The organism is Chitinophaga sp. sic0106, from assembly GCF_019219075.1.
In the GTDB taxonomy this organism is placed as follows: Bacteria; Bacteroidota; Bacteroidia; order Chitinophagales; family Chitinophagaceae; genus Chitinophaga.
Genome location: NZ_JAHUWJ010000015.1, coordinates 153,282 through 178,785, shown reverse-complemented (window position 1 = coordinate 178,785; position 25,504 = coordinate 153,282). Strand labels below are relative to the sequence as shown.

At 47.4% G+C, this 25,504-nt stretch carries 18 protein-coding genes; 10 read left to right on the top strand and 8 right to left on the bottom strand.

Translation table 11 applies throughout. From position 1 onward, the window contains the following. Positions 1-33 precede the first annotated feature (33 nt). Positions 34-1,422: a mercuric reductase gene (locus KW844_RS20950; RefSeq protein ID WP_218378738.1), complete on the bottom strand. Its 1,389-nt coding sequence runs from the start codon at positions 1,420-1,422 to the stop codon at positions 34-36. Positions 1,423-1,571: 149 nt separating this feature from the next. Between KW844_RS20950 and dusB the strand changes: the two genes are divergently transcribed. The 6 genes from dusB to KW844_RS20920 all read left to right on the top strand — a co-directional run bounded on the left by dusB (position 1,572) and on the right by KW844_RS20920 (position 9,947). After that, complete coding sequence (dusB, locus tag KW844_RS20945; RefSeq protein WP_218378760.1) at positions 1,572-2,609, top strand: tRNA dihydrouridine synthase DusB; 1,038 nt, start codon at positions 1,572-1,574, stop codon at positions 2,607-2,609. 254 nt (positions 2,610-2,863) lie between these two features. Then, complete coding sequence (locus KW844_RS20940) at positions 2,864-4,069, top strand: ATP-binding protein (RefSeq protein ID WP_218378737.1); 1,206 nt, start codon at positions 2,864-2,866, stop codon at positions 4,067-4,069. Positions 4,070-4,296: 227 nt separating this feature from the next. Further along, entirely contained in the window at positions 4,297-4,881 is a 585-nt protein-coding gene (locus KW844_RS20935) for a nuclear transport factor 2 family protein (protein WP_218378736.1), read from the top strand. 112 nt (positions 4,882-4,993) lie between these two features. Then, on the top strand, positions 4,994-5,827 hold the full coding sequence (locus tag KW844_RS20930; RefSeq protein WP_218378735.1) for an aldo/keto reductase: 834 nt from the start codon (positions 4,994-4,996) through the stop codon (positions 5,825-5,827). A gap of 90 nt (positions 5,828-5,917) precedes the next feature. After that, positions 5,918-8,068: a glycoside hydrolase family 3 N-terminal domain-containing protein gene (locus KW844_RS20925; protein ID WP_218378734.1), complete on the top strand. Its 2,151-nt coding sequence runs from the start codon at positions 5,918-5,920 to the stop codon at positions 8,066-8,068. 97 nt (positions 8,069-8,165) lie between these two features. Continuing rightward, positions 8,166-9,947: a glycoside hydrolase family 9 protein gene (locus KW844_RS20920; RefSeq protein ID WP_255578561.1), complete on the top strand. Its 1,782-nt coding sequence runs from the start codon at positions 8,166-8,168 to the stop codon at positions 9,945-9,947. Between the two features lie 70 nt (positions 9,948-10,017). Here the strand turns inward: KW844_RS20920 and KW844_RS20915 are convergent, their stop codons facing one another. Together KW844_RS20915 and KW844_RS20910 are read right to left on the bottom strand one after the other, a co-directional pair. Further along, positions 10,018-12,390, bottom strand: coding sequence for an ABC transporter permease (locus KW844_RS20915; RefSeq protein ID WP_218378732.1), 2,373 nt, complete (start codon positions 12,388-12,390; stop codon positions 10,018-10,020). 138 nt (positions 12,391-12,528) lie between these two features. After that, positions 12,529-13,764 (bottom strand): multidrug effflux MFS transporter, encoded by a 1,236-nt coding sequence (locus tag KW844_RS20910; RefSeq protein ID WP_255578560.1) that lies wholly within the window; start codon positions 13,762-13,764, stop codon positions 12,529-12,531. Between the two features lie 299 nt (positions 13,765-14,063). Here KW844_RS20910 and KW844_RS20905 point away from each other — a divergent pair, with 299 nt between their 5' ends. Next, positions 14,064-14,525, top strand: a complete 462-nt coding sequence (locus KW844_RS20905; RefSeq protein ID WP_218378731.1) for a GNAT family N-acetyltransferase — start codon at positions 14,064-14,066, stop codon at positions 14,523-14,525. A gap of 213 nt (positions 14,526-14,738) precedes the next feature. On the opposite strand, the gene KW844_RS20900 is transcribed toward KW844_RS20905, so the two are convergent. Then, positions 14,739-16,244 (bottom strand): succinate CoA transferase, encoded by a 1,506-nt coding sequence (locus KW844_RS20900; RefSeq protein ID WP_218378730.1) that lies wholly within the window; start codon positions 16,242-16,244, stop codon positions 14,739-14,741. 380 nt (positions 16,245-16,624) lie between these two features. On the opposite strand from KW844_RS20900, the gene KW844_RS20895 reads away from it, so the two are divergent. The 3 genes from KW844_RS20895 to KW844_RS20885 are packed head-to-tail and all read left to right on the top strand — an operon-like array spanning position 16,625 to position 20,006. Continuing rightward, positions 16,625-18,052: a DNA/RNA non-specific endonuclease gene (locus KW844_RS20895; RefSeq protein ID WP_218378729.1), complete on the top strand. Its 1,428-nt coding sequence runs from the start codon at positions 16,625-16,627 to the stop codon at positions 18,050-18,052. A 39-nt stretch (positions 18,053-18,091) separates the two neighbouring features. Next, entirely contained in the window at positions 18,092-19,282 is a 1,191-nt protein-coding gene (locus KW844_RS20890) for a M20 family metallopeptidase (protein WP_218378728.1), read from the top strand. A gap of 55 nt (positions 19,283-19,337) precedes the next feature. Then, a complete protein-coding gene (locus KW844_RS20885; protein WP_218378727.1) occupies positions 19,338-20,006 on the top strand; it encodes a hypothetical protein in 669 nt (222 codons plus the stop codon). A gap of 42 nt (positions 20,007-20,048) precedes the next feature. On the opposite strand, the gene KW844_RS20880 is transcribed toward KW844_RS20885, so the two are convergent. The 4 genes from KW844_RS20880 to KW844_RS20865 form a co-directional block, all read right to left on the bottom strand. After that, positions 20,049-20,906, bottom strand: coding sequence for an AraC family transcriptional regulator (locus KW844_RS20880; protein WP_218378726.1), 858 nt, complete (start codon positions 20,904-20,906; stop codon positions 20,049-20,051). Between the two features lie 197 nt (positions 20,907-21,103). After that, positions 21,104-21,469, bottom strand: coding sequence for a response regulator (locus KW844_RS20875; protein ID WP_218378725.1), 366 nt, complete (start codon positions 21,467-21,469; stop codon positions 21,104-21,106). Between the two features lie 2 nt (positions 21,470-21,471). Continuing rightward, positions 21,472-23,409 carry a tetratricopeptide repeat protein gene (locus KW844_RS20870; RefSeq protein WP_218378724.1) on the bottom strand — a complete coding sequence of 646 codons (1,938 nt, stop codon included), beginning with the start codon at positions 23,407-23,409 and terminating at the stop codon, positions 21,472-21,474. Between the two features lie 26 nt (positions 23,410-23,435). Next, positions 23,436-25,430: a sigma 54-interacting transcriptional regulator gene (locus KW844_RS20865; protein ID WP_218378723.1), complete on the bottom strand. Its 1,995-nt coding sequence runs from the start codon at positions 25,428-25,430 to the stop codon at positions 23,436-23,438. Between the last annotated feature and the right edge of the window lie 74 nt (positions 25,431-25,504).

The window sequence follows — 25,504 nt, the reverse complement described above, 5'->3', positions numbered from 1 at the left end:
GCGAATGAGGAATTATATACCCAATATATGGCCCTATTTCTCCAGGGTCATAAACAGGTTATTGATAGATTCTGCATACAGTGGGTGTGCGAAGATCATTTCGCGCAGTTGTGTAGCGCTAAGGTCACCTGCCATGGCCATTTGCACTACCGACATGATTTCACCCCCCTGTTCACCAATAATGGCGGCGCCGAGGATTTTATCCGTAGCAGCGTGCACAATGGCTTTCATGAAGCCGGTGGTTTGTCCTGTTTCGATGGCTCTTGCTACTTTATCCATGCCGAGGCAGGCAACTTTAAAGGGGTAGCCTTTGTCGGCCGCTTCTTTTTCGGAAAGGCCGATGCGTCCCAATTGCGGATCAGTGAACATGCAATAGGGTATTTGCCGGGTTTTGGTAGTGAGTTGTGTGTTTTCGAAGAGGTTTTTATAGAGCAGGAGGTGATCATTATAGGAGATGTGGGTGAAAGCGGGGCCTGGTTTCACGTCGCCCATGGCGTAGATGCCGGGGCAGGTGGTTTCCAGCTGGTCGTTCACCTGTATAAATCCTTTTTCATCGGTGGTGACGTTGGTATTGCTTAATTGCAGTTCAGCGGATTGAGGACGGCGTCCGGTGGCTACCAGCAGATGTGTGCCGGTAATTGTTTTACGGGAAGTGCCGCTCACTATGTCCAATGAAATGATATTATCTGCTGAAGATATTTTATCTGGTTTGGAGGAGGTGTGGATGGTCATGCCCTCTGCTTCCAGCATATTTTTCACGACGGCGGCTACGTCGGTATCTTCCCTGGACATCAGGTGGGGGCCGGGTTCTATGATACTGACTTTACTGCCGAGGCGCTGGAACAATTGTCCCATTTCCAGGCCGATATAACTTCCGCCTAAAACGATGAGTTCCGGTGGGATTTCCTTAATATCGAGGATGGTAGTGGAGGTGAGGTAGTGGATCTCCGATAATCCGGGGATCTCCGGAATTATCGTATCTGCACCGGTGTTTATGAAGATGTTATTGGCTTCGATACTCATCACCTGATCGTCCGGCTGGGTGATATTCACTTTTTTAACGCCGGCGAAAGAGGCGGTGCCGTAGTAGATGGTGATATTAGGTTCACTTTCCAGGGAGCGGATGGTACCGTTTCTGAACTGAGTAACCACTTTATTTTTTCTTTCGATGATGAAGGGCAGGTCGATGGAGATGCTTTGCTGATCGAGGTGTACGCCCCATTGTGCTGCCTGGCGAACGGTTTGTGCTGCTTTTGCGCAGGCGATCATGGATTTGGTGGGGGTGCAGCCGTCGTTGATGCAGGTGCCGCCGATCAGGCGCTTTTCTATGATAGCGGTTTTAAGTCCTTTTTTTGCCAGTTTCCGGGCTAATGGGTTACCACCTTGTCCTGATCCGATAATGATAGCATCAAATTTTTCCATATTCAAGGGTTTGAGATCGAGGGGCCAATAATTGTACCATGCAAAGCAAGTATTAAATGTAGGCCTTTTTTAAGCAATTACCGCCGGCCTACGCTGCGTGGTGCTTTCGTTTAAAAATCGTACCTTTGCCCGCTGAAAATCTACTACAATTGGTAAAAATTGATAACATCACATTGCCTGACTTTCCTTTGCTGCTGGCGCCTATGGAGGACGTGAGTGATCCTCCGTTCCGGGTGGTATGTAAAGAGAACGGGGCTGACCTGATGTATACGGAATTCATTTCCAGCGACGGGCTGATCAGGGATGCGATTAAATGTCGCAAAAAGCTGGACTTTTTTGAGTTTGAGCGCCCGATCGGCATACAGATATTTGGGGGAGATGAGGATAGCCTTGCCATGGCTGCGAAGATCGTGGACGTTACCAGTCCTGATTTACTGGACATCAATTTTGGTTGTCCGGTGAAGAAGGTGGCGGGTCGTGGTGCCGGTGCAGGTGTCCTCAAGGACCTGGACCTGATGGTTCGTTTAACGGAAGCCTGTGTAAAGGCCACTAAGCTGCCCGTTACCGTTAAAACGCGCCTGGGCTGGGACGATGATACCAAAAACATTGAAGAGGTAGCAGAACGCCTCCAGGACGTGGGTATTAAAGCATTGGCGATTCATGGTCGTACCAGGTGCCAGATGTATAAAGGCGAGGCCGACTGGTCGCTGATCGGTAAAGTAAAGAATAATCCAAGGATACATATTCCGATTATCGGAAACGGAGATATTAACAGTCCGCAAAAAGCAGTGGAATATAAAAACCGCTATGGTGTGGATGGTATCATGATTGGTCGTGCTGCCATCGGCCATCCGTGGATCTTCCGTGAAATCAGGCATTATGTAGAAACCGGAGAACTGATGGCTGGTCCTACTTTGGAAGAACGTATTGCGGTGAGCAAAAAACATCTCCATGAATCAGTAAAATGGAAAGGACCGGTGCAGGGGATTAACGAGATGCGTGGTTGTTATGCCAGTTACCTGAAAGGCCTGCCGGATATTAAGCAGTTCAGGGCCCGCCTGGTGACGCTTAAAACCGAGGAAGAAGTGGTGGAAGTGCTGGATGAGATTGAAAGGTATTATAAAGGGATTGAGCTGGCAGCGGCGCCGATAGAGCTGATAGATTATCATCAGAATTGCCCGTTGTAAGGGTGAAGGAAAAATATGTATTGCGTAAAAGCCGGCTATCTGCCGGCTTTTGTTTTTTGCGACATTCCCCTTTTAATTATTAAAATCCATGTTTTAATAAATGTGTTTTAATTAATATTTGATTGCGTCCCGTTCACAGTGCCAGTATGACTTCCAGATTTTTATTATCTTTCAAATAAAATGAAAGATATCTTTTGTTATATTTGAATGATATCTTTCATTTTATTTGAAAGATATGTAAAAATTATCACGTAATGCTGAGACAAGACCAGATAGCTTTAGTAATTGATTCGCAGAAGGAAACTTTTTTTAATCAGGAATCCGGTTTTACGCGCGATGCGCTTAATGACATTCCTGTTGCTAATTCGTTTGCTACTATTATAACTGGTATTCGGCGCTGTGGTAAAAGTACGCTGCTGTTACAATTGCTCCGAAGAGATTACCAGGATGCCCTGCATCTCAATTTTGATGACATCAGATTGGCTGGTTTTGATATGAAAGACTTTGCCCGTCTTCATCAGGAAATCGAGAGAAGAAGTCTCAAAGTTCTTTTCTTTAATGAAATACAAATCGTAGTAGGGTGGGAAAAATATATAAATCAACTTTTGCGTGAAGGTTACAAGGTATTCATCACTGGTTCGAATGCTTCTATGCTTAGTGTCGAATTAGGTACACACTTAACAGGCAGACATTTGTCCATGGAACTATTTCCATTTTCCTATTCAGAATTTATCCGGTTCAAAAAGATAGTGAATGGGGAGGAGGCCGTGATGAATTATCTTAAAACGGGGGGAATACCTGAATACATCAAAACGGGAATTCCTGCTGTATTGAATACGCTTGTAGATGATGTATTGATGAGAGATATTGCTGTCAGGCATGCTGTGAGGGATGTTACTACCTTACGTCAGCTAACAGCGTTTCTTATTACCAATATTGGAAATCTTCTGTCCGCCAGTAAACTGGTTGGAATGTTTGATATCAAATCCCCCGCTACATTCTTAGAATACTTTTCTTACCTAAAAGATGCTTACCTGCTTGACTTTATTCCTTTGTTCAGCCATTCGTTAAAAGTACAGGCACGCAATCCTAAGAAGGTATATGTAATGGATATGGGATTGTATACTGAAAATTCTATTTCAACAAGTGATAATTTGGGCAGGCGTTTGGAAAATCTTGTATTCCTTCATTTGCGCCGCAGATACAAGCATATCTTCTATTACAAGGAACGAGGAGAATGCGACTTTATTACCATGGAGAAAAATACAGTGAAACAAGCGATTCAGGTATGTTTGACAATTACTGACGAAAATTTTGGCAGGGAGTACAACGGATTGCTGGAGGCGATGCAATCTCTTGGTATAAAAGATGGCTATATTGTTACGCTAAACCAAAGGGATACTTATGAAGAAAATGGAATGAAGGTGACAATGCTACCAATATTCGATTTTATCGTCTAAATCCTCTTGTTTGAAAACACCATTAACGAGCAGCAGTTAGTGTAGACGTACGCTCAACCGGGTCCTTAGGGCCAGGGAAAACGAGCGATTCAGCTATTTCCTGGCTGCTATGATTCTTTTGTATTTCCTTGAAAGATTTCATTTTGCCCCCTCCATTTTTTTCATGATATTCGTAATCCAGGTTGTTCATGTGTGATTTGCCTAACCCTTTAAATTACTTCCCCTACATGGTTAAACCACTATTCGCAGCGGCAATGGTAATATCTTTCTTTGCGTGCACCAATCCCAGTCAACCGCAACGCGACCCACTCAAAGAAAGCAGCACGGCCTTACCCGACACCACCCTTAAATACGATGTGCGTTACCGCGATCAGCAACAAATAGAAAAAGTAATCTATGGCTTTGCGGAAAATTTCGATAACGGCAGCCTCGAAAAATGCCTGGAGTTTATGGATGACAGCATCCGGGGCGAGATTGACGGCGTGAAACTCAGAGGTAAGGAGAACTTTGCCACCAGAGTCGTACAACTCGGCGAAAGCGTGAAGAGTGCAAAATTCCAGCAACGCCACCTTATCAGCAACATGCAGTTTGAAATGCTGCCCAACGATTCCGTGCGCGTGAGCATGTATTGCGCCAACGTATGGACCGATATCAAAAGCGGTGAAATACAGCTGATGGCCGTGGGCTATTACAAAGGTAAACTGGTGAAAAAAGCAGATAAATGGCTCATCGCTGTGCTGAACTCGCTGCCCGATAGTCGCCTCGTAGAACGCTACTATAAAGAACAGGAAGACTCCCTGCTCAAAAAATAAACTATCATTATTCTGATAATTGTTATGAATTATAAGATGACTGAGTTAATTAGATTGGAATTAATTTTGTAATCCCTTAGCGATTTTAATTAACGAAGCAAAAGATCAAATTATGAACATTACAGACATCAAAGGCACAGTAAAGCTGGCAAACGGCGTAGAAATGCCATATTTCGGATTGGGCGTGTGGAGAACGAATGAAGGACAGGAAGTGATTGACGCCGTGAAATTTGCACTGGACGCAGGTTATAGGCATATTGATACTGCTGCTATATATGGCAATGAAGAAGGAGTAGGTACTGCTATTGCTGACCATACCACCGACAGAAAAGATGTTTTCATTACCACTAAAGTTTGGAATGCTGATCAGGGATATGACACTGCCATCAAAGCATTTGAAACCTCACTGGAAAAACTGAAAACAGATTACCTGGATCTCTACCTGATCCACTGGCCGGTAGCCGGTAAGTACAAAGAAACCTGGCGCGCACTGGAAACATTGTATGCAGAAGGCCGTGTGAAGGCAATCGGAGTGAGTAACTTTCTGCAACACCAGCTGGAAGACCTGATGCAGTCCGCTAAAGTTACACCTATGGTGGATCAGCTGGAATTCCATCCACGCCTGCAACAGCCCGCCCTGCAACAGTTTGCGAAGCAACATAACATCCAGTTCGAAGCCTGGAGCCCACTCATGCAGGGACAGATCTTCGATATTCCTGAACTGAAAGAACTGGCACAGAAATATGCAGTGTCAGTTGCCCAGCTTGTACTCAGATGGGATTTGCAAAAAGGAATTGTTACCATTCCTAAAAGCATTCAGCAAAAAAGAATCGAAGACAACGCCAAAGTATTTGGCTTTGAGATCGCAGCAGCAGATATTGCACTGATTGATGCGCTGGATAAAGGTACCCGTGTAGGTCCTGATCCGGCGAATTTCAATTTCTAAAAAAATAGTATCAGAAATTGCTTAAAAAGAGGAAAGAACAGCTACGGCTGCACTTTCCTCTTTTTAAATTTTATTAATATCTTGCACGAGATGAAACGTAGACTATTTGCGATCGCCCTCGGAATTTTTGCGGTACAACAGCTGGATGCTCAACAGCAGCCAGCGTTCCGAAGGGCCGACCTGCCAACAGAAACCAGAGTACAGGACCTGATGCACACCCTTACCCTGAAAGAAAAAATCTCCCTGCTCGGCTATAACAGTCCGGCCATTGAACGCCTGGGTATTCCGGCGTATAACTGGTGGAATGAAGCGCTACACGGCATAGCCAGAGGCGGAGAAGCTACTGTTTATCCGCAGGCAGTAGGTTTGTCATCCACCTTTGATCCGGAACTGGCAAAGGCTGTAGCCAACAGCATTTCCACGGAAGCACGCGCAAAGTATAATATGTCTGTCGCTAAAAACAGACATGTGCAATACATGGGCCTGAACTTCTGGACACCTAACGTCAATATCTTCCGCGATCCAAGGTGGGGCAGAGGACAGGAGACCTACGGTGAGGACCCCTATCTGACTGCTACCATGGCAGGTGCTTTCGTAAATGGTTTGCAAGGTGATGATCCGGAACATCTGAAAACAGCTGCCTGTGCCAAACACTTTGCGGTACACAGCGGACCAGAAAAAGATCGCCACCAGTTCAACGCCATCGTGGATCAAAAGGACCTGCGCGAAACCTACCTCTATGCATTCAAAAAAATGGTGGATGGGAAAGTGGAATCCATCATGTGCGCCTATAACCGCGTAAATAGTGAGCCTTGCTGCACCGGCAACACCCTGCTCCAGGATATCCTTCGTAAAGAATGGAAATTCGGCGGACAGGTAGTAACCGACTGCTGGGCACTCGATGATATCTGGCAACGCCATAAAGCGATTCCTACCCGGGAAGAAGTGGCTGCTGCTGCAATTAAGGCAGGGGTGAACCTCGACTGCGCCAACATCCTCCAGGATGATGTGATGAAAGCCATCGACAAAGGATGGCTCAAAGCCGCAGATGTAGATTCGGCCCTGATCAAATCACTCCGCACGCAGATGAAGCTGGGACTGTACAACAATCCCGCGGATCGTGCCTATGCCAGCTATGGCGCCGACAGTGTTAACAACGCCTGGCATGCACAATTGGCCCTGGAGGCGGCCAGAAAAAGTATGGTGCTGCTGAAAAACAATGGCGTGCTGCCACTACAGCATGATAAATATTCTTCTATGCTGGTAACCGGCTCCAACTCCGTATCGCTGGAAGCCCTGATGGGTAACTACCACGGTGTATCCGGTAACATGGTCACCTTCGCTGCAGGCCTCAGTAAGGCCGCAGGTCCGGCGGTAGCCATGCAGTACGACCAGGGTTGCGACTTCACCGATACGCTGCATTTCGGCGGTATCTGGGCGTCAGAAAACTGTGATGTTACCGTAGCTGTAATCGGCTTAACGCCACTGCTGGAAGGCGAAGACGGAGATGCGTTTTTGTCGCCCGCCGGTGGTGATAAAAACACCCTGAGCTTACCGCGTTCACAGGTTTTATTTATGAAGAAGCTAAGGGCTGCTCATAAAAAGCCTATCATAGCCGTGGTAACCGCAGGCAGCGCAGTAGATATCACTGAAATTGAACCTTATGCAGATGCGATCATCCTGGCATGGTATCCTGGTGAGCAGGGCGGTACCGCACTGGCTGATCTGGTGTATGGTAAGTATGCACCATCAGGACGACTCCCCCTCACCTTCTATCATTCCGTGAAAGACCTGCCCGACTATAACAGCTATAGCATGAAGGACCGCACCTACCGCTACTTTACCGGCAAAGCCGCGTGGCCGTTTGGGTTTGGTATGAGCTATACCACTTTTGATTACAACTGGGCCGGCAAGCCACAGGAAAAATATAAGCAGGGCGATACTATTCGTATGTCCGTAAAGGTTAGCAACACCGGTAGCTATGATGCGGATGAGGTAGTACAGGCGTACATCAGCTATCCTGCGGTGGACCGTATGCCGCTGAAAGAGCTGAAAGCCTTTGGCCGCGTGCATACCACCAAAGGTGGTGCACAGGAATTACAACTGGCTATACCCGTTGCTGAATTACAGAAATGGGATCTGCAACAGGGTAAATGGAAACTGTATCCGGGTAAATATACCGTGCATGTAGGCGGCGACTCACAACAGTCAAAACTGACATCTTCCTTTAGTGTAAAATAATTAGTTTAAAAAACGGGAATGTTTATCTTAATAGAAACATTCCCGTTTTTTTATGCCTTTTCTATCCTTTCGATTACTATTTATCATAGGGCTATTATTGCCTTTTTCCGTCTTTTCCCAAACTGTACGGGTACTCACTAATCATGTTGGTTATGAAGTTACAGGCCCCAAACGCGCCATCCTTCAAAGCGAAACACCTGGCACCGCCGGCAACTTTCAGCTGCTGGATGTCAACAACCAGGTGGTTTATTCCGGTAAGGTGTCGCAGCAAGCGCAAACAGTTGATAACTGGCAGCGTTATTTCCGGGAGATGGATTTCTCCGAATTTGCAACGCCTGGTAAATACAGACTGAGAGCGACCTTTAACCAGCAGGAATGGACCTCCGAATTGTTTGAAATCGGTACAGATGTATTGGAACGTCAGACCTTATCAGATGTGATTTACTATTTCAAGGGACAGCGCAGCAGCGGATTGCCGGATGCGGCCGACCACCACGTGGGATTGCTCCATACCCGCGATACGGTGGACGCTCATGGCGGTTGGTACGATGCTACCGGCGATTACGGCAAACATCTCTCTCACCTGTCTTTTTCTACTTATTTTAATCCACAGCAGATTTCTCTCACCGTATGGAGCCTGCTCAATACTTACGAACTGCTGCAGGCAAGGCCCGGTAATGATTTCAGACAGTTTAAACGCAGGCTGCTGGATGAAGCGATGTATGGTGCTGATTACCTTACCAGGTTGCAGGTAAAGGAAGGTTCTTTTTTCAGAAGTGTAAGCGCTCCCGGACCAGGTAAACGAGCCGTGGACCGCGTGATCAGGCCGGAAGAAAAGAATTACCGCATTAAGGAAAACAAAGACCAGAGCTTTACTTCCGGAAATGATAATACCGAATGGCAAAGCTACCAGGTGAGCTTTCGTTCCGGCGGTGGTATTGCGATTGCCGCCCTGGCAAAAGCTGCAACCTATGATACCTGTGGCGACTATACGAATGCGCAATATCTGGAAGCTGCCAAACGGGCATTTGCCTATTTGGAAAAGCACAACCTGGAAATGACCAATGATGGCAAAGAAAATATTGTAGATGACTATTGTGCATTAGCAGCGGCTACAGCCTTGTATGAGGCCACAAAAGCGCCGCATTACCAGGCCTATGCGGCTTCCAGAGCAAAGCAACTGACTGACCGGCTGCAACAATGGAACCAATATAAAAACTACTGGCGTGCGGATGATAAGGACCGGCCTTTCTTTCATCCATCTGATGCGGGTTTGCCGGCGGTGAGTCTGATGAAGTTTTATCCTTATGCTACGGCGGCGCAACAAGCTACTATTCGCACTGCCCTACAGCGCTCTTTTTCATTTGAAGCCGGTATCACCACCGAAGTAGCGAATCCATTTGGATATGGTCGGCAATTAGTACAGGATACGGCTGGTGTAAGACGCAGCAGTTTCTTTTTTCCGCATGGCAGCGATGCTGCCCCGTGGTGGCAGGGTGAAAATGCGCGACTTGGCTCCATCGCTACGGCAGCACGCATGGCCGCGAAATTTTTTGCGGATGATCCCAAACTGGCTGCCAGCCTAAGAAATTATGCTACCAATCAGCTCAATTGGATACTGGGACTAAACCCATATGATGCCTGTATGATGCAGGGGACGGGTCATAACAATCCCGCCTATGGATTTTTTGGTACGTTTGAGTACACCAACGCACCCGGTGGAATCGTGAATGGCATTACATCCGGCATTGCGGATGAACATGGCATTGCGTTTAATTTATCTTACAAAACTACTGGTAAAGATGATGACTGGCGATGGGCAGAACAGTGGCTGCCGCATGCGGCGTGGTATATGTGGGCCGTGGCAGAAGGTAATTAAAATGCTTTAATGCAAAAGAGAGACAGTAGCATTAGCGCTGTCTCTCTTTTGCATTTTGGAGAGATGTATGTTATTCTGTTTTTAAACTCTTCACCGGATCGGCCATGCTGGCCTTTATGGATTGATAGCTGATGGTAAGCATGGTAATGAGGATGGCGGTGATGCCAGCAAACAGGAACACTGCCGGGCCTACCTGTACATGGTATTTATATTGTTGCAGCCACTGCGCCATCATCCACCAGGCAGCAGGAAATGCAATCAACATGGAGATGGCTACCAGCTTAAGAAAATCGAGCGACAATAAAGTTGTGATGCTTTGTGTGCTGGCGCCGAGTACCTTGCGGATACCGATTTCTTTGGTGCGGCGTTCTGCTGTGTAGGCGGATAAGCCAAAGAGGCCGAGGCAGCTGATAATGATGGCAATAGCGGCGAAGATGCGACTGAGTTGCTGCATCAGCATTTCATTCTGAAACATATCATTAAACTGCTTATCCGTGAAGCTGTAGGTAAAAGGATAAGCAGGATTAAACCGGCGCATCACGTCTCCAATTCGTGCCATGGCTACTTCCGGCGCAATGTTGGCGTTTAACCGGGCATAGATGGTGTTGGTACGGGAAGGGATACCGAGGAACATGACGGGGTCCGGACTGCCGTACATATCACCATACACATAATCTTTCACTACACCGGCTATACGAAATTTCATGGTAACGCTGTCGGATACCCTGGCGTACAGCATTTTCCCGAGTGGACTGCCGGCGCCTATTTGTTTGGCAAAAGCCTGGTTTACCATTACGTTGATGCTGTCGTCCGCTTCGCGGGTTAGGTTTTGCCCTTCCAGCAGCTGCATACCTGTAGTTTCCAGGAAGCCCGGGCCGATGAAACGCATGGAGGTGATGGAGGAAGCGTTCGCCGGCTTGCCATCCCAGGTAATGCGGTCGGTACTGTTGCCATCGTATAACGGGTTGTGATCCGCCAGGGCAGCTTTTTCTATGGCACCGGTGTGGTAGAGTGCATCGCGGATGGAGGCGAAGTTTTTGACAACATCGCCGGTGGCATTTATAGAAATAAGGCGCTCGATATTAAATCCGAGATCCCTTGATTTAACATGCTGTATTTGCTGGTAGATAATAACCGTAGCGATGATGAGTACAATCGAAATACTGAACTGCGCTACCACCAGGCCTTTGCGAATAAATGCCGCGCCGCCGGATTTCACTTTGAAGCCTTTCAGAATCGCTACAGGGTTGAAATTGGACAAATACAAGGCAGGGTAGGAACCTGCCAGCAGTCCGCAGAAGAGGGTGAGTGCCACTAAAGCCAGCAGGTGCGAAGGTTGCAGTAATTGCAGCGATAATATTTTATTCACTAAAGTATTGAAGGCCGGTAATACCAAAGCCAGCAGCAGTATGGCTACCAGGGTGGCAAATGCTGCCTGAACGATAGCTTCCCCGATGAACTGTATGATCAGTTTTCCTTTCCCTGCGCCTAGTGCTTTTCGCACACCTACTTCCTTTGCGCGTTGTTCGCTGCGGGCGGTAGAAAGGTTCATGAAGTTGATACAGGCAACCAGCAAAATAATCCCGGCGATGAGGAGGAACAGGCGGACGTATACAATGCGGCCGCCGCTCTGGATGCCGTTTTCGTATTCACTGCGGAGTCGCCAGTCGTTCATGTTTAGCAACGAATAGGTGACGGCATAAGTAGGAATATTTTGTTTAGCCAGTTGGTTCATTTTACTGGTGATGGCGGCGATGTTGGCGCCGGGTGTAGTCTGGAAGTAGGTTTCCAGTTGGAAAGCCTCCCAGTTGCTGAGCGAGTTGGTACCCTGGTAGGCAGCCTCCAGTGGGGCGAGCCAGTCGAACCGCACCGAAGCGCTTAGCGGTATATCTTTTACCACACCTGTAATCGTATAGGCGTTTGCGTTATCTACCGTAATAGTTTTCCCTATGATGCCGGTGGTAGCATTAAATAATTTTTTTGCGGTTTTTTCGGTGATCACGAGGGAGTGCACTTGTGTGAGTGCATCCCCTGGCGTGCCTTCCACGAACTGGCATTCAAATATTTGCAGGAAGGCTGGATCTACGTACCGGCCGTAACTGTACATAGGGTTGTTGCCGTAGTTGAATAATGCGGAGGTATAGCCTTCTGTGCTGCGTGCGTATGATTTAACACCTGGAATTTCGGCAATGGCAGATGGTCCTACAGGGCCGGAAGTGGAAGTATAGGTTCTCAGTTCGTTGTTGAGGTTCCAATGGATTTTAGTGAGCCAGGTATTGTCTTTCTGCCGGATGTAGCCATTGAAGTTTACCTCGTCTTCTACCCATAGGAGTATGAGGCAGGTGCAAACAATACCTATGCTGAGTCCGAAGATATTCAGCAACCCGTAGGTCTTGTTTTTTTTCAGGTTGCGAAGTGCCGTTTTCAGATAATTCGATATCATGATGAAAAATCCTTTGGATGGGTTTTAACCAGAACGGTGCCACCTTACGAAAGTATTGAAAACAGGGGATTTGGGGGAGGGGGAATCTTGAAAAATGTCCGCTTCCGGACATAGGTGTTGCGGAAGCGGACAAGTAAATTAATGCAGGACTGCGTGTGCGCCGTGCATTTGCGTTTCTTCTTTAATAAATTTACGACCAATCAGCAGTACTGCCAGTGCGCTGATACCACAGCAGGCGAGTGTGAGCGTCATGGGGGTGGCATCCGGTGTTTTTACCGCACTTACGGCGGCGGAGGTGATGGCGCCTATGCCCAGCTGCAGGGCGCCCATTACGGCTGAGGCGCTGCCGGCATTTTTGGAAAAAGGAGCCAGGCAAAGTGCCGCGGTGTTGGGATTTACAAACCCCAGGCAGCAGAGGTAACCAAAAAGTAATATCAGGAGCATCGGAAGCGTTAGTATATGGGTGATGGCGGCCAGGAGCAGGAGTATACCAAAGGCCGACTGAAACGCCAGCGCGATGGGTATTATCTGGCGGCTCTGGAACCTGCGCAGCAGGATGCTGTTTATCTGGCTGCAGCCGATAAAGCCAACTGATAATCCGGCAAAGATCCAACCATACACTTCACCACTTACCTGGTATACTTCCATGAACACCTTTGGTGAACCGGAAACATAGGTAAATATACCGGCAAAGCTGAGCGCGCCGGCGAGGGCGTAGGTGGTAAACTGTGCGTTGGTGAGTACAGCCAGGAAATTGGTAATAATAGGTTTGGGCTTGAGAGACATGGATTTATCCGGTTGATAGCTTTCCGGTAACCAGAGCAGGCAGGCGAGAAAAATAATGGCTCCCAGGATGGTGAGGATAAGAAATACGGCGTTCCATCCAAATGCGGCTGTAACATAACCGCCTACAGCGGGTGCAACCATTGGGGAGGCCCCCACTACCAGCATGAGAAGGGCAAATACCCGGGCATTGTCTTTCACCGGGAATATGTCGCGCACCATGGCTACCGCTGCAACGGTGGCGGCACAGCTACCGATGGCCTGGAAAAAGCGCAGTACTATCAAACTTTGTATAGTGTGACTATACATGCAACCAATAGAGGCGGCGATATAGAGTACAAGACCGGCATAAAGTGGTTTTTTACGGCCATATTTATCCAGCAACGGACCATACAAGAGCTGGCCGGCGGAGATGCCAATAAAAAAGCTGGTGAGGGAAAAACCGATGGTAGGTACGTCCGTACCGAGGTCTTTCGCCATGGCAGGGAATCCTGGCAGGTACATGTCGATCGAAAACGGACCGAGGGCGGTGAGTGCCCCTAAAATTAAAATTAAAAAAAAGAACCGCGAGGGCGTTATCGTTGTTGTCAAGGAGTACGTATTTATGGTTTCGTTTACAGAAGTGGACAAAGTTACACTGTATTTTTCGCAGTACCATTGAAAGACGATATCGATAATAGTTATACAACGATCAGTATATGTTATAACTATCCATAAATTAATTTTTTTTGTTCTATTGCGAGAGCGTAACGGTATTGTAATCTGTGATTCTAACGTTAATGGATAAACGAAAAGTAGTAGTCAACCAGCTATTTTTATTTTTTTTGTAGATACTTTTTTTGGTTATATCATTGGGGTACGAAACGTAGCCCACATAAAACAGAAAAGCGATGAATACGGTAACCTATCTCCGGACCAACAACGAGCAGCAGGATTTTGAAGCGCTGATTAATGCGCTGGACGAGGACCTGCGTGATCGTTACCAGGAATTGCAGGAAATTTACGATGAACACAATGTGATTGAAGCGATCAACACTGTTGTGATTGCTTACATGGGGCAGGAGGCCGTAGGATGTGCATGTTTCCGTGAATTCAATGACCACACCATTGAAATCAAGCGGATGTTTGTAAAGCCCGAATTGCGGGGAAAGGGGATTGCTTTCGGCATACTCCATGAACTGGAAAACTGGGCGAAAGAACTGCATTACAGTTATGCCATCCTGGAAACGGGCAAGCGTCAGCCGGAAGCCGTTAGTCTGTACCAGAAAAGTGGCTTTACGGTGATGGACAACTATGGGCCCTATATTGGTATGGACACCAGTATTTGTATGCGTAAACGCCTGGGTTCCTGATTAACCTCAGTAAAAATTTGTGAACGCCGCCTATGAGCGGCGTTTTTTTTGCGCAAAAGCGCGGAAGTTTTAATAAATAGTAGCAGATTTTTTACGGGCAAAAAGGCAGCCAGGGCTATGTTTCCTTTCAACCCAAAAAAGAAAGGCCGTCACTTTTCAGTAACGACCTTTCTGCCTTTCACACCTGTTTCTCATAAGCATGGCTCTAATGCATCAGGCAAAGGAATTTGTTTCCTTTTGCATGGAGCCGTTAATATCCATTCTTGCATGCCAGCTGAGCGCTTCTTCCAGCAAGTGTGGCGTATGGCCGCCTTTGCGGGAGGCTGCAAGGAAATAATCTTTCAGTAAGTCCTTATACACAGGGTCAGCGCAGTTGCTGATAATCGCTTTTGCACGCTCACGTGGCGCCAGTCCGCGCAAATCAGCCAGGCCGAAGTCGGTTACTACAATGTCTACATCATGCTCGCTGTTATCAACATGTGAAGCCATGGGCACCACATGCGAAATCGCGCCATTTTTTGACGATGCCTGCGTTACAAATACGCTCAGGTAAGCGTTGCGTGCAAAATCGTTGGAACCACCGATGCCATTCATCATTTTGGTGCCTCCAATATGTGTAGAGTTTACATTTCCATAAATATCAAATTCAATGGCGGTATTAATACTGATCACACCCAGGCGGCGGATCACTTCAGCGGCATTGCTGATATCCTGCGGGCGAAGGATGATATGTGGTTTGTATCTTTCGAAATTTTCCATCAGCCGTGCATAGCAAGGTTGTGACACCGTGATGCTGCTGGCAGAAGCGAAGTCCATTTTACCCGCATCAATAAGGTTGAAAGTACTGTCCTGCAAAACTTCTGAGTACATGGTAAGGTGTTGGAAGTCGCCATCGATGAAGCCTTCCAGAACGGCATTGGCTACTTTTCCAATGCCCGACTGGAGTGGTCTTAGTTGATTGGTAAGGCGTCCTTTTTTTACTTCGTGTTCAAAGAACTGCAGCAGGTGACCGGCAATAGAGCGGGTTTTATCGTCACGGTCATTGATCGCTGCGGGACTATCAATTGTTTCCGTAATAACGATAGCAATAATTTTTTCAGGATCTACCGGGATGGAAGTACTGCCAATACGGGTGCCTGCCGCCGTAATAGGAATGATTTTTCTGTCGGGCCAAACGCCGGCGGAAAAAATATCATGTACCCCGTAGAGCGACAATGGCACTGATACATTTATTTCTACAATAATCTTATCTGCTTTTGCGGCAAAGGTGGCGGTATTGCCTACGGAAGTGGTGGGAACAATGCTGCCGTCTTCTTCGATCAGGAGTGCTTCGATGATGGCTACATCCGGGCGGATGATGTTTTCGTTGATCAGCTCTGCACTTTCACCGAGGTGCTGGTCAATGAATAATACATTACCCTCGTTGATGGCGTTGCGCAGCACAGGATCTACCTGAAACGGCATCCGCTTATGTACTGCTCCTGCTTCGGTAAGGGTGCCGTCCGTACCATGGCCCAGCGAAGCGCCGGTGAGCAGGGTGATTTTGCGTGGAGAAGTGGTGGCTAATGCTGCAAATGCTTTCAGCACGGCCTTACTGTCTCCCGCTTTGGTAAAACCACTGCTGGCCACTACCATGCCGTCCTTAATATAGGAGGCTGCGTTGGCCGCACTGGTGATCAACCCCTGCATGCCCGATCTCTTTATTCTCTCTTCGTACATCTTAGTGATAGGTTTGTGGAACACCTAAAATTACGAAGGATTGATATGGCCAAAATGTGATAATGGGTCAAAATGATGCTCAAACCGGTCATGGTATAACCGATGCTTCCATACTGGTGTTAGCTAAATTTGGTGTGATCAACAATAGGTTTTTAGGTAAGATGAAAACGGCCATGACTATACGTCAATTCACGAAGTTTTTAGGATGGAAACGGCAGCCATACTGTATATTTTATTTTCTGAATGCAGCATCCGTTAGGGCAGCAATTTTTAAATATTTTTTCAGGGAGATGTAAACCCCGCAGCCACAAAAAGTTTTTAGTATTACTGCAGTGATCCGAGTGTAAAATTTTCTATCTTCGCGCGCTCGTACCACGACTATGCCAAAGAGAAAAAAGAAAAGTAGCGGTAATTATTCTATCGTTATTATCCTAGCCATTATTACGTTTGTAGTAACCTATTGTACCCGCAAATTCACTACAGACAAGGGGAAAGAAGTGCCCGCTACTTCCCGCGAAAAGCAGCCATCTGCTAACGGGAAAAATAAGCAGGCTGACTTATTTAAAGAAAACTTCGAGACTACATCTCCCGTAAAAGAAAATTATAATTCCGAAACTATTACCCTCAAGTCAGGTGCATGGACACTGAAAGACGCTGTGGTAGGGGCAAGAGCGGAAGATCATAAACAAGGAAAGCAGGCACTTCGTATACGCGGTGGCGGTAGTGCTACCATGGATTTCGATATTGCGGTAAAAGGCACGGTAACGGTTACACTTAAACATGCGGCGTATGGTACCGATGCCGGTGGTAACTGGGAATTGTGGTATTCGGTCAACAAAGGCCAGCGATTCACCCAGGCAGGAAGTGCCGTTAAAACAACTTCGAAAGAGCTCCGCACTTCTACCTTTACCATCTCCGCAGAAAAAACACTGCGACTCCGGATCCGTAACACTGATAAGGATAACGGCCGCCTCAACTTTGATGAACTCAGCGTAGTGCGCAGCAGCCAAACGCCCAAAGACAATACGCCGGCGCCCTCTGGCAATGCCGTGGCCGGCGATGACGATAACCTGCTGCTAGGAAATCCGAGTGATGCTACGCCGGCAATGGTATCTCCCAATAACTACCTGATGGATAAGGAATTTTACAAATTATCGTATAACCGTGACCGTGGTACACCCAACTGGGTGAGCTGGCATGTATCGTCCAGGGATTTGGGTCATATGTCGCGCTCCAACGATTTCAAGCCGGATGCAGACGTCCCGGACAACTGGTACCAGGTGTCGCACACGAGCTATATCGGCAGTGGGTTTGACAGAGGGCATAACTGCCCTTCGGGTGACCGCACGTTCAGCAGAGCCGCCAACGATGCCACTTTCCTGATGACCAACATGATACCCCAGGCGCCTAATCATAATCAGCACCTGTGGTCAGGGCTCGAAAGCTATACCCGCGACCTGGTAAAGGCCGGGAATGAAGTATATGTGGTCATGGGCAGCTACGGCGTTGGTGGCTACGGCGAAAAAGGGCTTAAAAAGAAAATCGACCGCAACAATATTACGGTGCCGGATCACATCTGGAAGGTGATCGTGGTGATTCCGGAAGGCAATAATGACTTGAAAAGGATCAATAAACATACCCGCATCATTGCGGTTAATACACCGAATAAAAACGATGTGAGTACGAAATGGTCCGCCTACCTCACTTCCATTGAAGAGATAGAGCAGGCCACGCAGCTGAAGCTGCTGAGTCGTGTGCCGGAAGAGGTGCGCCAGGAGCTGGTGAAAAAAATTGACACTGGAAACTGATAGATAGCGTATTTTCGGAGTCGTTCAATCCGGAAAATTATGTTGAAAGAAAAGATCAGGGAGCTGGCAGCTGCCCTTCATGCCAGTACAGTGGTGAATCGCAGACATTTGCACACCCACCCTGAGTTGTCTTATAAGGAATTTGAAACAGCCGTTTTCATTGAGGAGCGACTGGCAGCCATCGGACTGCCGTTTGAGCGCATGGCCAATACCGGTATTGTAGCGTTGCTGAAAGGTGAGAAGGCTGATTCCAGTGCGGTGGTAGCCTTGCGGGCGGATATTGACGCGCTGCCCATCCAGGAGCTGAACGAAGTGCCGTACAAGTCGCAAAACCCAGGTGTTATGCATGCCTGCGGCCATGACGTACATACGTCCTCGTTACTCGCTACCGCTGAAATTCTTACCCGCCTGAAAAGCGAGTTTTCCGGAACAGTAAAATTTATTTTTCAGCCGGCAGAGGAGCTGATCCCTGGAGGTGCCAGCATGATGATCAAAGAAGGCGTCCTGCAAAATCCAAAGCCGGACTACATCCTCGGGCAGCATACTATGCCGGAGTTACCCGCTGGTAAAGTAGGGTTCCGTGGTGGCCGGTATATGGCCAGCAACGACGAAATTTTTCTCACCATCAAGGGAAGAGGGGGCCATGGCGCTATGCCTCACCTGGGCATTGATCCGGTGTTGATTGCCTGTCATATCATCACCGGCTTGCAGCAAATCGTTTCCCGCAGGGCTGAACCCGGTTTGCCATCTGTACTTTCCTTCGGTAAAATGCTCGCAAATGGTGCTACCAATGTGATTCCGGATGAAGTACGGGTTGAAGGAACCTTCCGTAGCATGGATGAAACCTGGCGAAAACAGGCCCACGAAAAAATCCGTAAGATGGCCGAATCCATTGCCGAAGGAATGGAGGGCAGCTGCGTGGTGGAAATACACCAGGGCTATCCGGTGCTGATCAATGATGATGCACTGACTGCTGCTACCCAAGCGCATGCGATTGAATACCTCGGGGCCGCCAATGTAGTGGACCTGGACATCTGGATGGCGGCCGAAGATTTTGCCTATTATAGTCAGGCCGGACCTTCCTGTTTCTACCGGTTAGGGGTACGCAATGAAGAACGGCAGATTACCTCCGGACTACATACCGCTACGTTTGATGTGGATGAACTGAGCCTGCAAACAGGGCCGGGGCTGATGAGCTACCTGGCATTAAAGACGTTGGGCAACGACTAAAATTTATAAATTATAATAAATTATTATCTATATTTGGGGCGTCTAATACAAGCCTATGAAAGCTCCCATGAAAACCTGGTGTCTGGCCGTCTGCGCACTCTTGTTATTCTCCTGCAGTAAGGAAGTGATTGTTGAACCAAGGATGACGGTTCCTGGCGCCGGTGGTGAGGAAGAACCATCCAACCCCTCTTCGAGTCCGATTGCTGGTACTTATAAGCTGATTTCTACCTCACAGAAAGGAAGAAGTGAAACCAAACCTACGGATGGAGAAGACATGCTCTCTGTAATGAATTATGAAATTGAGGGTACTAATGCCGAGGGTACTTATGTGATTGATTCAAAAAATATGACGCCGAAAGATGTTTCCTATATGGCGGCTATGAGCTATACCATGATGGTCTATATTGATGGTGAGCCATTTATGGAGCCGGTTACACAAAATATATCGTTCAAATATCCGGTAATGAATGTAGTCAGTCCATATACCCTAAAGGGAACTGATTCACTTACCCTGAAAGTAATGAGCCTGAGTGGTGCAGCAGTGGGTGCAGGTACAGGTGTACCGGAAACAGTGACTATGCACTATGCCTTTTCAGGAGATACGCTGATTATGAGTGGTAAACTCGTGATCACGGACCGTCTTAACACTTTCACAGACGGTTCAAAAGGAATTGTAAGTGCAAATGATAACTTTGGATTGAAGATGTTGCGTATTTCCAAATAATAAAAGCTGGCCGGGACTTGCTCCCGGCCAGCCGGCTGATTACTAGGCTACAGCTGTTGCATTGAAGTAAATCAATTCCTTTTTAAATTCTGTGAAGTTCATACCGGTAGCACTTTTGAAGAACTTGCTGAAGTGGGAGGTATCGTAAAAGCCCAGGAAGTAGGCAATTTCTTTCATGTTCAAATCTGAATGGGCGGCCCTGCGTTTGGCTTCCAGCACTACCCGCTGGCGGATATGATAGCTTGCAGGATAACCAGTGCAGCGTTTGATCACCATATTAAGATAGTTGGGCGTAACCGCCAGCATATCGGCATAAGCAGTTACCATTTTTTCAGTGAGGTAATGCTTTTCCAGCAGGGCCATGAATTTTTGCAGGAGCTCCCCATTCCTGTGTATCTGTGGCAGCTCCATTCTGTTTTCCAGGAGCCGCGATAAGTGAATCAGAAATATTTTCAGATAGCGTTTTAATAGTTCAGTTTTCCAGGAGTTGTTGCCCAGGTATTCTTTTTCCATTTTCAGCAGTATATCCTCCATTTCCGGCGTTTCTGCGGCATCACTGCTATTGATCTTCACATCGCTGAGCAATTGCTGCAGGAGGCCATAAAACGCTTCGTTGAATTCCGGTTCACTGTTGTGAATGAAGCCGGCGGAAAAGCTCAGCACAAAGCCCTGTGGCCCGGTGTCGGGTTTCCAGGATATTAACTGTCCCGCACGTACGAAAAACAACTGCTGTGGTGCATACGTAAATTGTTGCAGATCTACTGTAATAACGCCATGGCCCGCCGTAATCCAGATGATGCGGAAGTCGGCCTGGCGGCCGGTATTATCAGCAGCATCGCCTTGGCCCTCCATTGAAATGTTGGTAATGGCGAAGCTCAGATCGGAACGGTTGTTTATCATAATTATCTCTGTTAGTTACTTAAAGGAAATTGACTGTTAGGGTATTCCTATTAATATGCCAATCCCTGCATGTAGGGGGAGAATGTTATGAAATGCTTGTCTGTAAAGTGTTTGGTTGATCTGTTGTTGGCAAATATTGTTTAGTGGTTGATGGAATAGCTATGATAATTTCGGAGTTTTTTAGTGAGCTACGGAAATTACGGAGCCAGCAATGCACGTTGTACATTGGCGAGTAAATCTTTATCCCGGAAGGGCTTAGCCATAAAGGCCTTCGGGTTGGTGCGCCGGGCTGCTGCCTGTATCTGCGGATTGTTATTGGCCGTCAGGTAGATAAACGGTATGCACCGCAATTCCAGTTCTTTTCCCAGGTCGAGCCCATTTTCGGGGCCTTGTAAAAAGATATCGAGCAGCACCAGTTCAGGGAGGTGATCGTTGATACTCTGAATGGCAGCAGGTACGGAAATGGCGATATCCGTCACTTCATAACCAGCCCGTTGCAAGGTGAGTTGTATATCTTCCGCCACAATAAATTCGTCTTCTACAATAAGTATTTTCTTTTTCATAACTACGAAATAACGGCTGCATGATCAGCCTGGTGAGTAGTGAGGAGCATCAGGTTACTTTCGGCCACAAAACGGATATGTACGTGCAGGCCTGCATCATTGCTGAAGCGGATCTTTCCGTTGATTTGTTTGGCCAGTCCTCTGATTAATCTGATCCCCATGGTATCGGAATGTTCAATGTCAAAGCCGGAAGGGATACCGCGGCCATTGTCGCGTATATCAAGGGTGATGTGGTTGCCTTCTTCTTTTTTCATTTCAATGGTGATGATGTTGTTGGTGCTGTTAGGGAAAGCATGTTTTATAGCGTTAGTGATTGTTTCATTCAGTATCAGTCCAATAGGGATGGCCTGGGAGATATCAAGGTCCACCGGATCGGTATGTACCTGGAAGCTGATCAGCTTATCACCGGTAAGACCTGTATCGAGATAAGCGATCAGTTCATTGATATAGTTGGGCATGTGTACGAAAGCGGTATTCTTGCTCTGATAAAGTTTGAGGTGGATAAGGGAGATGGCCTGCATGCGCTGAATGCTTTCCTGGATGGAGGCGATAGCTTCGCTGTTGTCCAGGTATTTGGACTGTGTGTTTAGTAGGCTGATAACGATTTGCAGGTTGTTTTTTACGCGGTGATGGATTTCCTTCATCAGCCATTCTTTTTCCACCAGCAGCTGTTGGAGCGAAGTATTTTTCAGGTTGATTTCCTGATTGCTTTGTTGCTTGATGCGGTATTGGTTGTACAGTAGTCCCAGGATCACCAGCAGCAGAAAAATGCTGGCCATGGTGATGTTGCGCTGGAGTGCTGCGTGACGCAGTTCCAGCTGGTGTTTGTTATTGATCAGGTTCAGCTCCTTGATGCGCGCATTGGATTTGGTGAGCTCATATTCGGCTTTGAGTGCTTCAATGTTTTGCGACATAGTTTTATAGAAAAAGCTGTCCGCCACTACATACTGCCTTGTTTTTACTTCCAGTGCGGATTTATAATCTTTCTCCGCTATGTACATTTCGGTGAGCATGTCGAGGTAGCGTATTTCCTGACGTGGCACCTTTTGTTTGCGGGACAGCAGTACGGCCTGGTTCAGGTAGAAAATAGCCTTATGTGGTTGGGCTTCTCCATATATTTTACTGAGGGCCAGCAGCGACTGTAGTTCGCGCAGGTAGTTGTTGATAGTCCTCGATCTTTGCAGTGCCTCTTCGCTGAGTGCGATGGCTTTTTCCTTCATGCCCTGTTTGGAGTAAATACCTGCCAGGTTATTGAGGATATTGATGTTGAGGCCCTGGTATTCGGGGCGGTCCTTACTCAGGTCATAGCCTTTCTGGAGGTAAAACTTTCCTTCTTTAAAATTATTCAATCGATTGTATACTACGCCGAAATGGTTGTAAATATTCAGGGAGATATTGGAGAATGGCAATTGCTCATTGTACGACTCTGCCAGCTTTAAATATTCGAGTGCCTGTTCGTTTTTGAGTTGGTCGAGGTACACCCAGGAAATATTGTAATAGGCCTCCATGATACCGAATTTGTCTTTGGAGGTTTCTGATATTTTCAGTGCCTTCAGAAACTCGGCGATGGCTTTATCATAGTTACCATTGCGCAGATGCACCACGCCTATACGAATTTCTGTGCTGGCCTGACCTTTAGCGGAATCCAGGCTGCGAAAGATTTCCAGCGCGTGTTCATATTTTTGTTTGGACTGTTCGAAGTTGCCATCGTTGTCATCTATCATACCCTGTTGCAGCAGCAGCTGGCCGATGCCGTTGCTGTCTTTTACCTTCAGGGCGATGTCCATGCCCTGTGTAGCGAATACTTTGGCTTTTTCAGGTTCGAGATAGCGATAGTGTTTTACGGAGTCGAGGTATTGCTTTACCACATTGGGCTTTTGACCAAATGAGGTGCTGGCAAGCAGCAGGGATAATAGTATAAGCGTGTTGCGGACAGACATACGGTTGCTTTGTGAAAATGGAAAACTCAGGCCTGACTATCGGAGTGAGTGATAAATGTTTTTTTGATGCCCAGCTTTTCCATCCTGGATTCGAGGGTGGTAGGCTTGAGATGGAGGATTTCGGCGGCGCCGCCAGCGCCGCGTATGCGGCCGTTGGTTTTTTTGAGTACCGACAAAATGTATTCTCTTTCAGTAGCCTGCTGTAATTCTTTTACATCATGGAGAGATCTGGGGGTAGCTTCCGGAGCATTGGCATCGGCCATGGAAGGCATGGTAAAGGGATTGCGGAGTTCCCGGCCCCATTCGAGGGGACTATTGCCATTGTTGAGTACGAAGGCTTGCTCCACAATATTTTCCATTTCGCGGATGTTGCCTGGCCAGTGATATTGCAATAGTTCGTCCATGGCTGCCGGTTTGATGCCATGAAATTGTTTGCCCGTTTTTTTGGCGAATTTTTGTCCGAAGAAGTTGGCGAGTAGTGGGATGTCGCCCTTTCTTTCGCGGAGTGGTGGCAGCATTACCGGGAACACATTGAGGCGGTAATACAGATCGAGCCGGAATCTGCCGGCACTGATTTCACTTTCCAGGTTACGGTTGGTGGCGGCGATAATGCGTACATCCACTTTGATGGTTAGTTTGCCGCCTATGCGTTCGATTTCTTTTTCCTGGAGAACCCGGAGCAGCTTTGTTTGCATATCGAGCGGCATTTCACCGATTTCATCGAGGAAAATGGTTCCGCCATTGGCCAGTTCAAACTTGCCAATGCGACGGTCGAAGGCACCGGTGAAGGCGCCTTTTTCATGGCCGAATAACTCGCTCTCAATGAGGCTGGGAGGAAGGGCTGCGCAGTTCACTTTCACCAGCAATTTGTCTTTTCGCGGAGAGAGGCCGTGGATGGACCTGGCTACTAATTCCTTGCCGGTTCCACTTTCTCCCAATAATAAAACAGAGGTATTAACAGGCGCCACGCGGGTTACCTGGTCAAACACCTTGAGGAGCAGGGGGCTGGTACCAATGATTTCTTCGAAATTGGAATTGGTTTTCAGTTCTTCCTGCAGGTAATTCTTTTCAACTTTTAGTCGTTCGCTGAGCTTTTGAATTTCTTCATGTGCCAGTAGGCGGTCTACTGCCAGTCGCAGCGAGGCTTCCAGCTGACTTACCGCCTGCAGGTGTTCATGCGTATAATTATCTGGCAGCTTGCTGTAAAAGGAAAAGATAAAGGTGTTATCAGCGCCCAGGTCCAGGTGTATGGCCAGGTTGCTTTGCAACTGGTATTTTTTGGCAATGATTTGTTTGAGTGGCTGAGTGGCAAATAGTTGTTGGAAGTCGCCACCGTTAAAAATATTTTTATTGGCTGGTTTAGACACGCACATATGATAAAACTGTGCAGCGTCGGTACCCAGAATGTTATATAAACTTTGAATGGGGATGGTTTGGTAATCGTTGAAGCCTATACGAAAATAGGAGGCTGCGTAGGTGAGTTGGCCGGTGTTATTGTGCTTCAGGCCAATGGTCAGGAAATCGAATGGCACCACGGGTTGCAGCGTTTGTGCGACCTGCAGCAGGCGTTCATCCCAGGAGATGTCGTCCGTCATGATGTTGGTGATGGCCAGTTGCAGGGATTGCTCCTTGCGGAGTTTGGATTCCATGCTGTGAGCGTGGCGGTAGTGGGCCATGTCGAGTGTGACCAGTACATCCTTTTCCCGGAAGGGTTTTACCAGGAAGCCATAAGGCTGCGTGGCCCTGGCGGCTTCCAGTACAGAGTCGTTATTGTTGGCAGAGAGGTATACGAATGCTATATTTTTCTCCGTAAGCATGGGTGCCAGGTCAATACCTGTTTCTTTGCCTTTCAGGTATATGTCCAGCAGCACCAGGTGCGGATGGTATTTATGAATCAGTTCCAGTGCTTCATCCATTGAGTCGGCAATGCCACATACCTGGTAGCCTGCTTTCATCAGGATGGTACGCAGGTCATTAGCCACTACAAACTCGTCTTCTACAATTAAAATCTTCTTTTCCATGTCTCGATAAAAATTAGTCCGTTAGTTTACAGAGAGGATAGCGGTGATGGGTATGCAAAAAAAGGTCCGGATCG

Coding starts and splice junctions, on each gene's coding strand:
- KW844_RS20950 (WP_218378738.1), bottom strand. CDS start 1,422: ATGGAAAAATTTGATGCTATCATTATCGGATCAGGACAAGGTGGTAAC.
- KW844_RS20940 (WP_218378737.1), top strand. CDS start 2,864: ATGCTGAGACAAGACCAGATAGCTTTAGTAATTGATTCGCAGAAGGAA.
- KW844_RS20935 (WP_218378736.1), top strand. CDS start 4,297: ATGGTTAAACCACTATTCGCAGCGGCAATGGTAATATCTTTCTTTGCG.
- KW844_RS20930 (WP_218378735.1), top strand. CDS start 4,994: ATGAACATTACAGACATCAAAGGCACAGTAAAGCTGGCAAACGGCGTA.
- KW844_RS20925 (WP_218378734.1), top strand. CDS start 5,918: ATGAAACGTAGACTATTTGCGATCGCCCTCGGAATTTTTGCGGTACAA.
- KW844_RS20915 (WP_218378732.1), bottom strand. CDS start 12,390: ATGATATCGAATTATCTGAAAACGGCACTTCGCAACCTGAAAAAAAAC.
- KW844_RS20905 (WP_218378731.1), top strand. CDS start 14,064: ATGAATACGGTAACCTATCTCCGGACCAACAACGAGCAGCAGGATTTT.
- KW844_RS20900 (WP_218378730.1), bottom strand. CDS start 16,244: ATGTACGAAGAGAGAATAAAGAGATCGGGCATGCAGGGGTTGATCACC.
- KW844_RS20895 (WP_218378729.1), top strand. CDS start 16,625: ATGCCAAAGAGAAAAAAGAAAAGTAGCGGTAATTATTCTATCGTTATT.
- KW844_RS20890 (WP_218378728.1), top strand. CDS start 18,092: ATGTTGAAAGAAAAGATCAGGGAGCTGGCAGCTGCCCTTCATGCCAGT.
- KW844_RS20885 (WP_218378727.1), top strand. CDS start 19,338: ATGAAAGCTCCCATGAAAACCTGGTGTCTGGCCGTCTGCGCACTCTTG.
- KW844_RS20880 (WP_218378726.1), bottom strand. CDS start 20,906: ATGATAAACAACCGTTCCGATCTGAGCTTCGCCATTACCAACATTTCA.
- KW844_RS20875 (WP_218378725.1), bottom strand. CDS start 21,469: ATGAAAAAGAAAATACTTATTGTAGAAGACGAATTTATTGTGGCGGAA.
- KW844_RS20870 (WP_218378724.1), bottom strand. CDS start 23,409: ATGTCTGTCCGCAACACGCTTATACTATTATCCCTGCTGCTTGCCAGC.
- KW844_RS20865 (WP_218378723.1), bottom strand. CDS start 25,430: ATGGAAAAGAAGATTTTAATTGTAGAAGACGAGTTTGTAGTGGCTAAT.